The following is a 14,430-nucleotide window of genomic DNA, read 5'->3' on the forward strand; positions in this document are numbered from 1 at the left end:
TCACTGCTCCTTGGACGTCAGGGTGTGCAGGGTGAGGAAGTAGTTCTCGCGCCAGCGGGCCGCTATCTCGAGCTGGTCGTCGTCCCACCAGGCCAGGTCTTCCAGCAGGACGGCGAAGTCGAGGCGGGCGGCGCCGCGGCTGTTCAGGTGGCCGGTCAGCGTCCACAGCCTCGGGTGCAGCAGCGAGGTGTCGAGCCGGGTGAGGGTTTTGACGCGGTTGGTCATGGTGGCTTCCTTGAAGCCGTAGCGGGCCACGGCGATGGCGAGGTGGGTGCCGAGATCGGGACGGCGGCGCCAGGGCCGCTCAGCCGTGCTCGCCGCCGCTGCCGGACCCGACGGGTCGGATGCCGGAGCTGTGTTCGCGGCCGGTGTGGTGGCGGCGTCCTTGCCGGGGGCGGGCTGCTCCGGCTGGTAGGTGCCTTCTTGGTGGGGCAGGTCGCGGTGCAGGGCGATGAGTGAGGCCACGGTGTAGTGGGCGCGGCGTGCTCCGAAGCCAGTGATGTGCCGGGTGAGGTGCTCTGGCATCCGGGAGCACTCTGCGACGGGCCGTCCGAAGCCCGAGTTGAGGTCGGCGCGGATGCCGTTGACCGCGCACAAGGTGATGACCTGGTGGACGAAGTCGTCGTAGTGGGCGCGACGTTGCGCGGTGGTGACGGGCATAGGGGCGGCAGCCTCCGATAAGGCGGCAAGAAAGAGCGGGCAGAGGGATGTGGTGAGGGAGGATCAGCGGCTGCGCAGGCGCAGCTGGGCCAGGGCGGTGGCGACGGCTTCGGCGGCGCGGAAGTGCTGGGCGATCGCCGGGCGGGTGGCGGTGCGCAGGGCGTCGATGGCGTCCGCGGCGAACGCCGCGCGGGCGCTGCGGGCGGGTTCGTTCAGCAGGTTCCAGAAGGTGGCCTCGGCGCGGGGCCAGTACAGGGTGCGGGCGCTGCGGGTCCAGGGCGGCAGGTGGCGGGGGCTGCCGGAGTTGGTGGTCTGCTTCCAGGCGTCCTGGGAGAGGCGGTCGAGGTGGGCGCCGATCTCTTCGGCGGCCTTGCGGCATGCGGCGATCCGCTCGGCCGCGGCCGGGTCGCATTCCTGCGTCCAGGGCCAGATCGGCGGGGTCAGGGCTGTGTACCAGGTGCGGTTGGTGGTCTTGCCGTCCTGGTCGAATCCGTAGACCCGCACCCGCAGGGCGGCGCGCAGGTCGGGGGGCAGGTCGTTGAGGGTCGTGAAGGCGTCGGGTCGCTGGACGGTGTAGCGGCCTTTTCCGCTCTTTGCCTGGGTGCCTTTGCGGTCGTCCTCGTCGCCCGCCAGCAGCAGGGCATCCAGGTCGCGCCACAGGGCCCGGTCGGCGTCCGCGCGGCGTGGTCGGTGGCGTCGGGTGACGGGCTCGTCCGCATGGACGTGATGGATGAGGTACGGGTCGAGGGCCGGGAGTTTTTTCTGGGTGGCCCAGGTCAGGTAGGCGTCGGTCACGTGGCGTCCGTCCGGTGCGGGGATGAGAAGGACGGCGTGACGCGAGCGGCCGGTCAGCAGACGGCCCGGTGAGGACACCGGCGGCGGCGCGGCATCGGGGTCCGGGCCCTCGACGGGGTCACCGTCGTCGTCGGGGTCGGGGTGGGGCAGCGGTTCCTCCCACGGGCAGTGGTCCACTGCGTCCGGCCAGGACGGGTCGGGCTTGGGGATGCCGGCCAGGAGGGTCTCGTACAGTGTGCGGCCCAGGGGGTGGAAGGACAGACTCGAGCGCAGTGGGCCGGCTTTGGCCCGGTTGAGGGAGCGGTCGCCTACGGTGCGCACGGACCACTGTCCGGCCGCGCCGTAGTAGTGGTGGATGAGCATGTGCCACAGCGCCTGGGCGCTGGGCACCGGCTGCGGGTCGCTGTCGGAGTGCGGGCTGAGCCAGGAAAGGTTGTTGCCCTCAGGGCGGCCGAAGACCAGCTTGTTGACGCCGGCGCGTTGCGGGCACTGGCTGGCCAGTCTCGGGTCTTGCAGGAACGGCCGCACCGGGTGGAACAGGTCCCAGATGTAGGTGTCGAAGTAGGCATGAACGGCGTCGGGGTCGAACCCGTCGGGTTGTGCGAGTAACTGCCGTCGCCGGGCAGCCCACTGACGTGCCGTCAAGCGTCGCTGTCCTCGTGCGTCCAGGCCGCTGACTCGTGCGGCCATCACCACGAGCAGGCGCAAGACGGCAGATGCCGCCGGCGGCACGGGAAGTGCCAGGTCCTTGATGAGGTGGGCGCGCAGCAGCACGTCCCGCCACCCCAACTCCTCCTGGCGCCCGTCCGGGAAGAGGACGGGAATACACGGTTCTTTGTCGGTCTCAAAATGCGGGGAAGACACACAGGATCCATTGCCGGGTGCGAACAAGAGAGGGATTTCGGGAAGACTCACGCGCCGGAGCGGGAATTCTCCGCAGGCCAAGGCACCAGGGGCGCACCAGGGCGGCAGGAAAGGCAAGGAAGGGGCAGACGGTGCGGGCGCAGGCCGGGTCAGGCCACGCCGACGTGCCGCCCCTGCACCACGGGGGCACCAAGGGTGCGGTGCACACAGCGCAGCAGGCAGGGCGCGCGAGACCGGACTCGAACGTCAGTCCGGCTCCGCGTTTCCATATTAGCCATAGACGAGCAGCTTCCGAACCACATAGTCCAGCCAACAATTACCGGTCGGTGCCCCTTTTTTGAACGTAAGTCATTTCCGGACCGCACTCCTCAATCCGTGCCGACGGTGCGACGGCTGTCACTTCTCATTTCGATGTCACTGCCGGTTCTCGCTCAGATGTCAGGCATTCCTGTCTGTTCCCAGCCGCGGCAGGGGGCATCGGATGAGAAGCCCTGGCGGCCTGAGATGAGAATTCGCGGCCTTCTGTCTTCTGGCACCGCGCAGCTGCGTGCCCCGGGCAGGAAGGTCCGGCCTTCCTGCAACGGCGATGCCCGTGAGGGGAGTTCGGGCGGGCGGCGTGAGGCGGGAAGCGGGAAGCGGTTCAGTCTTCAGTGTGGACCAGTCCCAGGGCGCCGTCGAGGTGCAGACGGTGCCGGCCAAAGCGCACCGGCCGGCAGGGATCGCCGGCGTCCTGCGGGAGCAGGACGAGGTCGGCGAGGAGGGCGTGGCTGCGCCAGGAGGCGGGGATGTGGTGGTCTGTTGTGCGGCCGGCGACCCAGGCGGCGGGGACGGGCAGGGTGTGCTGGAGGATCGTGCGAATCTGGGCGGTGGTCGGTTTGCGGTGCTCGGGCAGCGGCCGGGTGCCGGCCGCGTCCAGAGTGAGGCGGCCGCCGGACATGCGGTAGACGGGCAGGAGGCGGCGGGGCATGGCGCCCAGGCGGGTTGCGGCCTCGCGGGGGTGCAGGTTCTGGCGGTGCAGATCGGACAGCGAGAGGGTGTCGTGCCAGGCCGGGACCAGGTGCAGCAGGCTGTGGTGTTCCTCGGTGCGGGTGCGGGCCTGGTGCAGGGTGTGGCTGCGGCGCAGGGCGGCATCGGTGCGGGCCAGGGCGTCGGCGTCTCCGTGTACGGCTTCCACGAGCTGCTGCACGTCGTCGGGCAGGGTGAGCGGCTGCTCGGGCCGTCGGGCGAGATAGGCGGCGGTGGCGAGCGGCAGGAACGGGGAGTCCAACGGGCGCCAGGCGGGCGGCAAGAGGGTGCGGCCGCGATGGTCGGTGGGCTCCAGGACGATCAGGCGGGGGCGACCGCCGCACAGCCAGTCGGGCCGCTTGATGTGGTCGAAGCGCCACAGGCGGCCCAGGCGTTGCAGGAGGGTGTGCAGGGGCGCCAGGTCGCTGACCATGACGTCGACGTCGATATTGAGGCTCATATCCAGCAGACTGGTGGTGACGACTACCAGCCGCGCGGGGCGCTCGCCGGCTGAGGCCAGGGCGGTGCGGATACGGCGGGTGAGGGCCTCGCGTTGGTGGCCGGGCAGGCGGGCGTGCAGCAGGAGCAACTGACCGTTAGGGCCGCCGTCCGGCCAGTCGAGGGCGGTACGCAGATGCGTGTAGGTGGTCTGGGCGTCGGCCATGGTGGCGCAGTACACCGCCGCGCAGCCGCCCGAGCGGGCGACGGGGGCGATCTCATGAGCGATCCGCTCCAGGCGGCTCTCCCGGGCGGGTGTGTCTTCGCGGTCGGTGCAGGAGGGGTGGCGCACCGGGTGGAGACGGAGGTCGGCGCGGCGGCGGTGGCGGTCGGCGTGGGCTTCGGCCGCGGCCGGGTCGATGCGGGTGAGGGAGGCGTCCGAGGCGGCGGCGTAGAGCCAGCCCGGGTAGGGGGGTCGGCAGTCCAGGTGGGCTGTTTCGGGGTGCGGGTGGCCGGCGCCGTCGAGATAGCTGCGGACGAGCTGGCTGCTGATGTGGCCGGGCAGGGTCGCGGACAGCAGCACCACGGGGCAGCCCAGGGCGCCGAGCCAGTGCAGCAGCCGGGACAGTGTCTGCCGCATGTACGGGGGCAGGGCGTGGACTTCGTCGACGATGACGGTCCGCCCGCACAGGGCCAGCATGCGCAGGGCGCTGAAGCGGACCGGCAGGGCGGCCATGAGGGCTTGGTCGTGGGTGGCGACGGTGAACTGGGCCAGCAGTGCCCTGTCCCAGCCGCGCAGCCAGCCGTCGGGCACCGTCACGCGTTCTTCGGGCCGCTCCCCCGCAGCCGGCCTGCCCTCGTCATCGTCGCCGTGGTCGCTGTCGGGCCAGTAGGCGTCGCTGGTGGAGGGTTCGTGGGCGGCCAGGCGGTGGTCGGTGTAGGCGGTGTTGTCGTAGCTGTGGCTGTGGACCAGGGAGACCGGGGCGTGCTCGGGATGGTGGGCCGCGACATAGGCCTCGAGGAGGTCGTAGGCGGCATCCGTGGTGGCCATGGTCGGCAGCAGCCACAGGATGCCGGCCGTGTCCCCGGAGGCATTGAAGATCCGTGCTGCTTCCAGCGCGGTGACGCTCTTTCCGCCGCCGGTGGCGTCGGTGACCACCAGGATGCCGGGCCCCTTCTCCCCCACCGCGGCAGTGAGTTGCCCGATCACCGAGGCCTGCAGGGCGTTCGGCCGCTCCAGACCGCCGTGGGCCTGGGTGAACGGCACCTGCGGCAGGGTGATGCGGGCCAGCCCGGACTCCTCGACCACAGCGGGGGCGTCCCGGACGGCCTGGGCAAAGTGCTCGCCGGCGCCGAAGGCGGGCGCCTGGGCCCTGGGCAGCCAGTAGTGGCGCTGGCTGGCCAGCCGGTCCGCGATGATGCCGATTCCGGTGATCAGCACAGCCGCCGGCACCGACACGTCCGAGGGCACCGCGGTGGCGCCGGTCAGATGGCGCAGCAGGGCGAAGTAGCGGCGGCGCAGATCCTGCCAGGCCGGCCCGCCCAGGGCGAGGTTGACCCGGGAGGCTTTGGCTGCGCCGTCGATGTCGACCTGCAGGAACCGGCCGTGGTGACCGCCCAGGATCTGGGCGACGAGCACTCCGGGGCTGTCGGAAGTGTCCGCCGGGTAGCCGGCCTCGGCCAGCAGGTGCAGCACACTGTGCATGGACGCCCGTTCGTGCGGCATACGCTGCCAGTCACGGATGTCCGCGCGCAGGGTGTCGCTGACCCGGGCCCAGGGATACGCCTCCTGTTCCTGGAACGCCGACAACTTGCCCAGATCGTGCAGGCCGGCGATGAACATCACCAGACAGCGCGCCTCGGCCAGCGTGAGCCCCAGCCCGGCGGCAATCAGCCGACGCTGACCGCGGGTCAGGTACCGGTCCCAGACCACACCCGCGAGCGCCGCGACATCCAGCAGATGAAACAGCAGCGGATACACCGCCCACGCCCCGCGGTCGAACTTGCCCCACGGCGTCAGATCGATCCCGCCGCGCCGGGCATCCTCCCGCACCCCCACCGAACGCTCCCGCTCCGCTCTGCGTCAACCCACCCTGGAACTCAGGGGTATTACGCCTATCCTGCCGCATGGTGATCATCTCCCAGTGCGGGGCATCCCGGGTACCGGAAGGTGTACCCTGCGATTCGGATTTCGCCGGTTTCCTCACTCTGTGAGGGTGCGCCTCTGCTAGTCATCATGAGCTGTTCAGGGCTTCTCCCCTCCCCACACGCGTGGGGTCTGCCCGCCGCAGCCGTCAGCGACGAGAAGACGTTGGTGTATTCCCCACGCATGTGGGGGTCTGCCCCTGCCGCGCACCAAGACCGGCCGTCCCCCGCGGAGTCTTCCCCACGTACGTGGAGGTTCGTCGCTGAATTGCGCACACCCGGTCCAGCCCGCCTTGGCTCCCCACACACGTGGGGGTCAGCCGTCGGTGGTGAGAGTCTTTGCAGTGGCGGCAGGCTTCTCCTCCCGTACGGACGCCCAGCCGGGCTGTGGAGCGAGTCTCCCCGCATGCGTGGGGGGCCGTCGCCCCACTCCCACGACCAAGGACGTGAACGCGCGTCTTCCCCACATACATGGGGGTCTGTCGCGGATCGCCCTGGACGAGAACCGGCCCATGCTGTTTTCCCCACACGCGTGGGGGTCTGCCTCCCGTCGTCGAACAGTTTTCCCTGGGCCAGCGGTCTCTTCCCCACGTGCGTGAGGGTCTGTCCAGGGTGTTGATACTGCCGAAGGTCCGCTCGACGTCTTCCCCATACCCGTGAGGGTCTGTCGAACCCTTGACCGCGCCCGGCGTCACGGGCGTGCAAAGCGCCCGCTCCAGGTCGGCGATGACCGGCAGAGTTGAGGTGGCGGATGGTGACGAATTGCCGGTCGGGCAGGTCGGTAATGGGTGACGCAGGCCGGAGCGAACCCCGACGGCGGATCACGTGGGAGGCAGGGCACGGGCCGGGGCAACCTGGGACGACGCCACCCGCACGAGGACGCCAGGGCTTCCAGTGGCCCGACGGCTACGTTGCTGAGCTGAACGCCAATGACCTGCCTGGCAGCCACGGCGTCTGGTCGGTCTCCGCGTGGCTCATCCACCGGCTCGACTGGGCGCGGCATCACGACGGCCCGCACGGCTGACCGCGTCAGGGCGCTCCCACGATGACGACCGCCGTAGTGGGCCGGCCGCTGCGGTGGCCGCCTTGGCCATCGGGCGGCGCAACGGCCCGCCGACGGCGGGCAGGTTTCACCACCACTGAGGGTAGTTCTCGCCCGTCTCGGTGCTCCAATCATCTTGGTCTAGTGCTTGCTGCCACTTGCTCGTGACGACCGTTCCGTCCGTGAACTGGTGGGCGGGCCTGGCGGCGGCCAGGTGCGTGTCGAGGAGCTCTACGACGTCTTGGTAGAGATGCTCGATGCGGCCTCGCTGTGCCCGTCTGACGCGCTGGGCAACGGGGGCCAGGACCCCGACGCTGATCCGGAACGGGCCGAAAGAGGCAAGCTCGTATCCGCCGCGGGCCGGTTCCTCCTGCCCCGCCTCGAGCGCTGCCAGGAAGGGCTCATAGTAGGCCAGGATGAAACGGTCGCGGTCCGCTGGGAGGTCGATGGCTTCAAGCTCTGCCTCCTCCGGATCCACAGCGTGCAGTTTGAGATGATCCGGCACTCCCTTGTACTGGGGAAAATGGGCAGCGCACGCGTACGCCAGGGCCGGGGGCATTCCTCCGATCGATCGGATCGTCCGCTTCTGGGCCCGCATCGTCTCCTTCAGTTCGTCATCAATGTTCCCGGATCTCCCCTTGGCCTCGGCGACGACCCAACCGCCGGTCTGTCTCTCCCCGAAGAGGTCAGCGCGCTTGCGGGTGTTGGCGGCGAACCGGATGCCGTAGCGGGCGGCGTACCGGTCCACGTGCATCAGGAACCGCACCGAGACCGTCTGCTGGCTGAAGACCCCGGTCATGGCCTGCCCCAACGTGTAAGACAGTGCCACTTTCTCCGAGCGGTCGAGGTCGCGTGCGAGGTCGGACCGGGTGAGGCGGCCTGTGGGTGCCCGGCGGATGTATGCCGGGATGAGCGCAACGCGGTGAAGCCACTCGTAGACGGATGTCCAGCCGTAAACGGCCTGGTCCTGCGGTGCTCTGCCCGTGACGAACAGGGCATGCGCGAGGGCGTCGACAGTGAAGACCATCCGGCCGGTCCGGTTGAAGGTGTCAGGGAAGTCCTCCGTCGTGTACCAGACTTCAAATTCGTCAGGCTGCACCACTCGCTGCACTCCCCCGGGTCTGCTCCAGCCAGCAGGTTAACGGCGGCATCAGGGCGCGCGCTGCTTCGGGGTGGGGGCATGGACGCATACACGGACAGCGTCCAGCAAGGGTTGCAGGCGTGCATAGTGGCCCGTGGGCCATACCGGCAGGCTCCGGGCGGGTTACGGACGCGCGGCAGCTGATGGCCGCTACGGCGTTAGCGGCCATCATTAACACACCCCTGCCGATCAGCACCAACAGCGCTGCGCGCCGTGGTCCTTTCAGGCATCAACTGGTGGGACGGTTCGTAGACTTCCGTACGTGAGATCGCGCCCGCCTCGGGCGGCACGGCGCAGTGCGCGGCACGACCCGGGAAGGACACGTGCGGAATGAACGCATCAGCAGGCGTAAGCCCCTACGCAACCGGCGGGGGCGGAACCGTGCTCGAGCATCACTTCGGCGCCGTCCTGCTGTCGCATCTCATCACCGCAACGCCTGTGCCCGGTCTGGGAGACCATGTCACGCCGGTCGAGGTTCGCTTCCAGGCCCGCGCTGTGACTGCAGTGGACGACTACCTCGTGACTGGCCGAGCGGGCAATGGCGCTGTGCACCACCTGTCGATCGCCGTGCGCCGCCGTCCCCGGCTCGCTATCAGCGACTCCTCATCGGTCGAGCTGATGCAGTCTTTCCTAACCACTCTGCAGCAGCAGTGGGCGTATCTGCGCGCAGGCCGCTGGCATCTGGCCCTGGCGGTGGCCGCGCCCTTCCCCCGGGCTGCATCACTGCAGGCTCTGACGACAGCTGCGGTCGCTGCCGGAAGCGCCGGTGTGTTCCGAAGCCGTGTGTCCGAGCCGGGGCGGCTGAACAAGTCAGCTCACCGCGTGCTCTCAGACCTTAAGGCCCTGATCGCGGCCGCCGTGGGCAGCGGTGCTCCTGATTCGGGAGTTGCCCCCGATGATCTGGCGTGGCGGCTTCTGGCACATCTGTCGGTTCTTGAGCTTCGTCTGGAGGGGGTCCGTCCCGTCGACCGGACTGCGGCGGTGGAGCGGCTGCAGCCGCTGGCCGCCCGGCAGGGGACAGCCGACGGCGATGCTTTCTTCTCCCGGCTGAGGGAGTGCGCGAATGACTACGCTCCCGCTGGTGCGACGGTGACCCGGGAATCCTTGCTTCAGGCCCTGCGCGACGCGCCGTTCGTCCGTGACGAGACGCCGAGCGCGGCGTCGGCGATACCGCGTCCTCGTCGAGGGCGGGCTGCGGCCTCGAAGCTTCCCCGTCTCTTGTGGTCGCGCGAAGGCCTTCTGCGGCCCGGTGCCTGCCAACCGCGCGTTCATGACGGCACACTGCTGGTCGTGGACGGTCACGTCCTGCATGCCTTCGATGCCGCTTCTGGCGAGCGACTGTGGCAGCCGAAGCCGGTGGGTTACGCCAATCAGCCTCCGGTAGACGGCACTACCGTGTTCGCTTCGGCGGTAGGGAACACGCTCCGCCCTCGCGACATCCGCTCCGGTCTGGAGAGCGGCCCCCGTATCGAGCGGTGCGCGGCGGGGCAGGCGGCGTGCGATCGCGGGACTCTCTACGTGCCTGATCTGCACGGCGTCTTGCACGTGTACGACACGGCTTCGGGTCGGTGCCTGTGGAGCTGGCCTCCGGAGCCGGCCGCGTCAAGCTTCCTCGAAACGCCACGGGTCGTCGGTGACGCCGTGTTCGTCACCTGGGCCGGCAGCGGCGCATCCGGGCCGTGGGCACTGCAGGCTCTCGACATCGACAAGCGCCGCCAACGCTGGACTGAGCCGATCCGTCTTGCCTCTGCACAGCGATGGCTCGCCGGAGCCGACAGGGTCCATGTGATCTCCGCCGAACCGGGAGAAGAAACGCCATGGTTGCGCACGTACGACGTGCGCAACGGGGCGTTGCTGCGGCGGGAGCAGCTGCCCGCGCCGGTCGTGGACAGGCCCACTGCGTCGCCCAAGACGCTTCACCTGGCCCACCAGGACGGCCACGTCTCCTCGTGGAATGCGCTGACCGGCGAGAACCGCTGGACAGTCAGGGTGGCCAAGGCTCTTCGCGCCCGCCCGGTGGTGGCGGGCGAGCAAGTACTCATCACGTCCTGGGCCTTGGGCCGACTCTTCGCACTGGACGATGCGACGGGAGCGGTTGCCTGGGACGCGCCCGCACGGCCGGCGGCCTCCTTCGAGGCGCCCGCGTACGTTGCGGGCCACACCGCCTGGGCGGTGAGCCGCGCAGGCGGGCTTCAAGGCTGGGATCTGCAGACCCATCGCCGCCTCCCGGGCATCGATGCGGGCCTGTTCTGGGATCCTGCCGCACAGGGCGTCCCGCAGCTGCGGGACGGCGTGCTGTACATCGTCACCAAGAACGGCAGCCTTCACGCGATCCGCCTCGATGCTCCGCAACCCCATCAGCAGCAACCGCTGCCACAGAGCTGCCCCAACCAGCACCGCCAGCTCAGGTAAAGTGAGTCAAATATGGTCCGCTGATCTTCAGACACGCAGGTCGCCAAGAGTCTTCCCCACACGCGTGGGGGTCAGTCCGCGAGGGACGTCTCGATCCTCCACCGACTGAAGTCTTCCCCACACGCGTGGGGGTCAGTCCGCGGCGGCCTCCTCCACCTTCTGGTGGAACGTGTCTTCCCCACACACGTGGGGGTCTGTCGACCTTTCCCCGGTCGACAACGATCGTCTTGGGATGCTCCCCCCACACACGGGGGCTTCTCTCAGGTCTGGGATGCCGACCACGTGCAGCCCCGCTCCCACGACCCAGGACGTGAACCCGCGTCTTCCCCACATACGTGGGGGTCTGCCCGCGCTGATCGTGCTGACCCGACCTTGACCTCAGCCTTCCCCACGCACGTGGGGGTCGTTCCATCCTCCTCGACCACATCCCCCCGGTCATCGTCCCCGCACCCGCGGGGGTATCTCCCAGGTTTGGGATACCGAACACGTGCAGACCAGTCTTCCTCACGCACGTGGGGGTCGTTCCTGGCGGACGGTTTGAGCTTGTTCCGCTTTGACGGACACCATCGGTGTGGTGGTCAGGCCGCCAGTGCGGCCTCGTAGTCGGCGGGGCTGCGGTAACCGAGGCTGCTGTGCAGTCGGTGCAAGTTGTACCAGCCCTCGATGAAGTCGAAGATCGCGGTGCGGGCGGCGGCCCGGCTGGGCCAGGAACTCGTGTCGAGCAACTCCCGTTTGATCGTGGCGAAGAACGACTCGGCGAGCGCGTTGTCCCAGCACTGCCCGGTGCGGCCGACGGACAGGCGGACACCGAACTCCGTTGCCAGAGAAGCGAATTGTTGACGGTGTACTGACAGCCACGATCCGAGTGAAAGATCACCGGACGGGTGGGACGACGCCCGCGGCAGGCCGCCGTGAGGGCGTCGGCGACCAGATCGGTTCGCAGGTGATCGGCCGTCGCCCAGCCGATCACCCGGCGGGAGGCGATGTCGATGACCGTTGCCAGATACAGCCAGCCCTCCTCAGTCGGGACGTAGGTGATGTCGCCGCACCAGCGGGTGTCGACATCGGCCGGGTCGGGACCGAACTGCCGCAAGATGAGGTCGGGCCGGGCGGCGGCGCGAGGGTCGGGGACGGTGGTCAGGTGCCGTCGTCTGCGGTAGCGGCCCTCCAGGCCCGCCGCCCGCATCAGTCTGGCGATGCGGCGGCGTCCGCAGACAGCACCCTCGCGTTTCAGCACGGCGTGGATGCGTGGAGCGCCGTAGGTGCCACGCGACTGGGCGTGGACCTCGGTGATCTGCCCGGTCAGTTCCGCGTCACGGACCGCCCGCGGACCGGGCTTGCCGGTGCGGCGGGCATAGAAGGCGGCTCGGGAGACCTGCAGCAGTTCACACGCCCGCTTGACGTTGTGACCGTCTCGCTTCTCCGCCTCGATGAACGGGTGCACCGTCACCGGGTCTCCTTCGCGAAGAAAGCCGTGGCCCGCTTGAGGATGTCGACGTCCTCCCGCAGCCGGCGGTTCTCCCGCCGCAGCGCGGCCAATTCCTCGCGTTCACTACTGGTCAGCCCGTCGCGCTCGCCCGCGTCGACCTCGGCCTGGCTGACCCACAGCCGCACCGCTGTCTCGGTCAGGTCGAAGTCCTTGGCTATCTGGCCTACCGAGCGGTCACCGCGCCAGCACAGCTCGACGATCTCGGCCTTGAACTCCGGCGTGAACGAACGGCGAGGGCGAGGCTTCTTCTTCCCCATGCTCTCCATGATGGACATCCTCCCGGGGCAGCCCCTGATCTCGGATGTCCGTCAAAGCGGATCAAGCCCAGTTTCGGCACGGTAGGGGATGCGGTCGTCCGCACGTAAGGGGGCGTCATTCGTCGCTCGACTCGCCCCTCCGTGCGTACGGCTCGGCGCATTCTCCCTGCACGCGTAGGGGCTACCGGTCGGCGAGCACAGCGCGGCCCGTGAGGGGCCAGGTGTCAAAAGCCCGACCCTGGCTCCCGGTCGGGACTCGTCGGGCCGTTTCAGCTCGGGTCCGGGACAGTCTGTCGTGCCTTCCGCCGCGGCCTATTCCCACCGGCAGGTGAGACGCGGCGGCCGCCTCACCACAACAGGCCTCAGCGCTGGGCTGCCGACCCCTCGTCCCGCCTGCTTGCCCAGTCCCTCACCCAGCCGATTGTCTCGTCCGGCTTCGGCATCGCCGAGTACACGACGAACTCCGCGTAGTTCGGGTCGTCGATCGACAGCGGTGGCAGTGGATACTCGCGTAGCCTGGCCACCAGGTATCCGGCGGCCAGCAGGTCACGGGACTTTTCGATGTCGAGGTCAACCTTGTCCACGTGCCAGTAGGAGCCGTCGTACTCGATGGCGAGCTTCCGCTCCCCTGCCGTTTCGACCGTGATGTCGACGAGCCAGTTCGCACGCCGGGCGAATGCCTCGTGCCGCACTGACTGGCCGGACGACGCTCCGCCGAAGGCGCGCTCCGCAGCTGCCCAGTGATCAAGCTCGATGCGGGACTTGCCGTGCTCTCGGCACTCGGGGCAGCCGCTGCCGTTAGTCCGTGAAGATAGGGCGGCCTGCCATGCGTGATCTGGATTTGCGGAGCATATCCAGGCAGGTGTGAACAAGGTCTGGCCGGTCGGGCGCACCTGCCACGCGGACAGCGGATTGGCCGGCGACCACTCCGCCGCCAGATCGGGGAAGTGGTAGGCGAGCGAGTCGAGGATCGTGCGGCACTCCGGACAGCGCAGGCGCTGGCCCTGTTCCCGACGGGCCGGTGTCTCCTGCCACTCGTGGCCGCAGTCTTCATTCCGCCACCACATGAGCTTGCGTGAACCGGGCGACACCTTCGACAGTTGAGTCTTGCCGTTTTTGGTCGGGTGCCACTGTGCGGCGATCTCGGCGTTGAGTCCGAAGGCCTCAGGATCGGTCTCGATCGCCTCAAGACGCGACGCGCGTGTGTCCTGGCCGCGGCAGGACGGGCAGCCGTTACGTAGATACGTGAGGGGAGACTGGCGACAGCGGTGCCCTCGCGGGCAACGGAGCTGACGGTGCCGGTAGTCCGCGGCCATTACGGTCCGGGGATCCGTCTCGTCGTCCCAGGCCACAAGCAGTTCGGGCACGTCCGCGACCGGCGTCCTCTGATAACGCGCGTGCTCCGCCTCCCACTCAGCCCGTCGCTTCGGTGCGCACTCCGGACACTCACGCATGTTGACCATGTCGAGGATCCGTTTCCTGAACCGCAGTCCGCAGTCGGGGCAACGCCAGGCCGCCTCCCGCCGTGCCTTGACGGTGACGGTCTCCCAAGTGGCGGCGTCGTTCTGCTCGTGGTCCCACCAGTCGAGGACGGGCAGTTCGCTGTTCTTGAGGAGGTCACGCTGTTTGGACCCGGCGGGCTTGGTCGTCTGCCGCTCACGCCGAGGGTTGACCTGGCACTGGCAGCCGAATCCGATGTCCCCCAGCCTCGCGGCGCTCAACCGGCCGCAGTAGCGGCACCGGACATGGTGCGGGTCGTCGGAGAAAGAGGGCGCGGTCAGTGCGCTGAGGTAGTCGTATCCGTTCTTCTCGGCGTGCTCCCGCGCCTCGGCCTGCGGCACCGGGCTCAGGTCCGCGTACGCACCCATGGCCTGGCGAGCCTCCCGCGCCCACTGCCGCAAGTAACAGGCCCGGCACGTCGCTTCCCCATACGCGTTCTTTTCCAGGGTGTACTCGAAGCGATAGTGCGCCTCACAGCCGCATGCCAGGCACCGGGTCAGACGCCACGCCTTCGGTTTCGTGAAGGGCTCCAGCGGTTCCAGGCCGCCCTCACCCAGTATCTCCGTGATGTGGGCGTCACACCAGGTCCTCTTCGTACGGGTAGAGAACGCGGCCGGCTGCCCGCAGTCCGCCTCAGAGCACAGTTGTGTCGTCTTACGGGGCGGTAGGGAACTCACGTGCT

General features: G+C 69.0%; 8 protein-coding genes and 1 pseudogene. 1 reads left to right on the forward strand and 8 read right to left on the reverse strand.

Annotated features, from left to right (window positions below):
- The 4 genes from ACYVMZ_RS33680 to ACYVMZ_RS33695 form a co-directional block, all read right to left on the reverse strand.
- The gene (locus ACYVMZ_RS33680; RefSeq protein ID WP_461086538.1) at positions 1 to 660 is read right to left on the reverse strand and encodes a type I-E CRISPR-associated protein Cse2/CasB; all 660 of its coding nucleotides are present in this window, start codon (positions 658 to 660) and stop codon (positions 1 to 3) included.
- A gap of 63 nt (positions 661 to 723) precedes the next feature.
- Positions 724 to 2,319 (reverse strand): type I-E CRISPR-associated protein Cse1/CasA, encoded by a 1,596-nt coding sequence (gene casA, locus ACYVMZ_RS33685; protein ID WP_461086540.1) that lies wholly within the window; start codon positions 2,317 to 2,319, stop codon positions 724 to 726.
- Positions 2,320 to 2,959: 640 nt separating this feature from the next.
- Positions 2,960 to 5,821 carry a CRISPR-associated helicase Cas3' gene (cas3, locus tag ACYVMZ_RS33690; RefSeq protein ID WP_461086542.1) on the reverse strand — a complete coding sequence of 954 codons (2,862 nt, stop codon included), beginning with the start codon at positions 5,819 to 5,821 and terminating at the stop codon, positions 2,960 to 2,962.
- Between the two features lie 1,216 nt (positions 5,822 to 7,037).
- Entirely contained in the window at positions 7,038 to 8,051 is a 1,014-nt protein-coding gene (locus tag ACYVMZ_RS33695) for a hypothetical protein (protein ID WP_461086544.1), read from the reverse strand.
- Positions 8,052 to 8,420: 369 nt separating this feature from the next.
- On the opposite strand from ACYVMZ_RS33695, the gene ACYVMZ_RS33700 reads away from it, so the two are divergent.
- Complete coding sequence (locus ACYVMZ_RS33700; protein ID WP_461086546.1) at positions 8,421 to 10,502, forward strand: outer membrane protein assembly factor BamB family protein; 2,082 nt, start codon at positions 8,421 to 8,423, stop codon at positions 10,500 to 10,502.
- A gap of 578 nt (positions 10,503 to 11,080) precedes the next feature.
- Here ACYVMZ_RS33700 and ACYVMZ_RS33705 read toward each other — a convergent pair.
- From ACYVMZ_RS33705 to ACYVMZ_RS33720, 4 genes and pseudogenes are all read right to left on the reverse strand, one after another.
- The gene (locus ACYVMZ_RS33705; RefSeq protein WP_461086605.1) at positions 11,081 to 11,407 is read right to left on the reverse strand and encodes a transposase; all 327 of its coding nucleotides are present in this window, start codon (positions 11,405 to 11,407) and stop codon (positions 11,081 to 11,083) included.
- Positions 11,344 to 11,952: pseudogene (locus tag ACYVMZ_RS33710) on the reverse strand (IS3 family transposase); the annotation flags it as partial. The gene ACYVMZ_RS33705 and the pseudogene ACYVMZ_RS33710, both read right to left, overlap by 64 nt.
- Positions 11,949 to 12,248, reverse strand: a complete 300-nt coding sequence (locus tag ACYVMZ_RS33715; protein WP_461086548.1) for a transposase — start codon at positions 12,246 to 12,248, stop codon at positions 11,949 to 11,951. The pseudogene ACYVMZ_RS33710 and the gene ACYVMZ_RS33715, both read right to left, overlap by 4 nt.
- 362 nt (positions 12,249 to 12,610) lie before the next feature.
- Complete coding sequence (locus ACYVMZ_RS33720) at positions 12,611 to 14,089, reverse strand: zinc-ribbon domain-containing protein (protein WP_461086550.1); 1,479 nt, start codon at positions 14,087 to 14,089, stop codon at positions 12,611 to 12,613.
- Positions 14,090 to 14,430: the final 341 nt, after the last annotated feature.

It is taken from the genome of Streptomyces deserti (assembly GCF_054782695.1).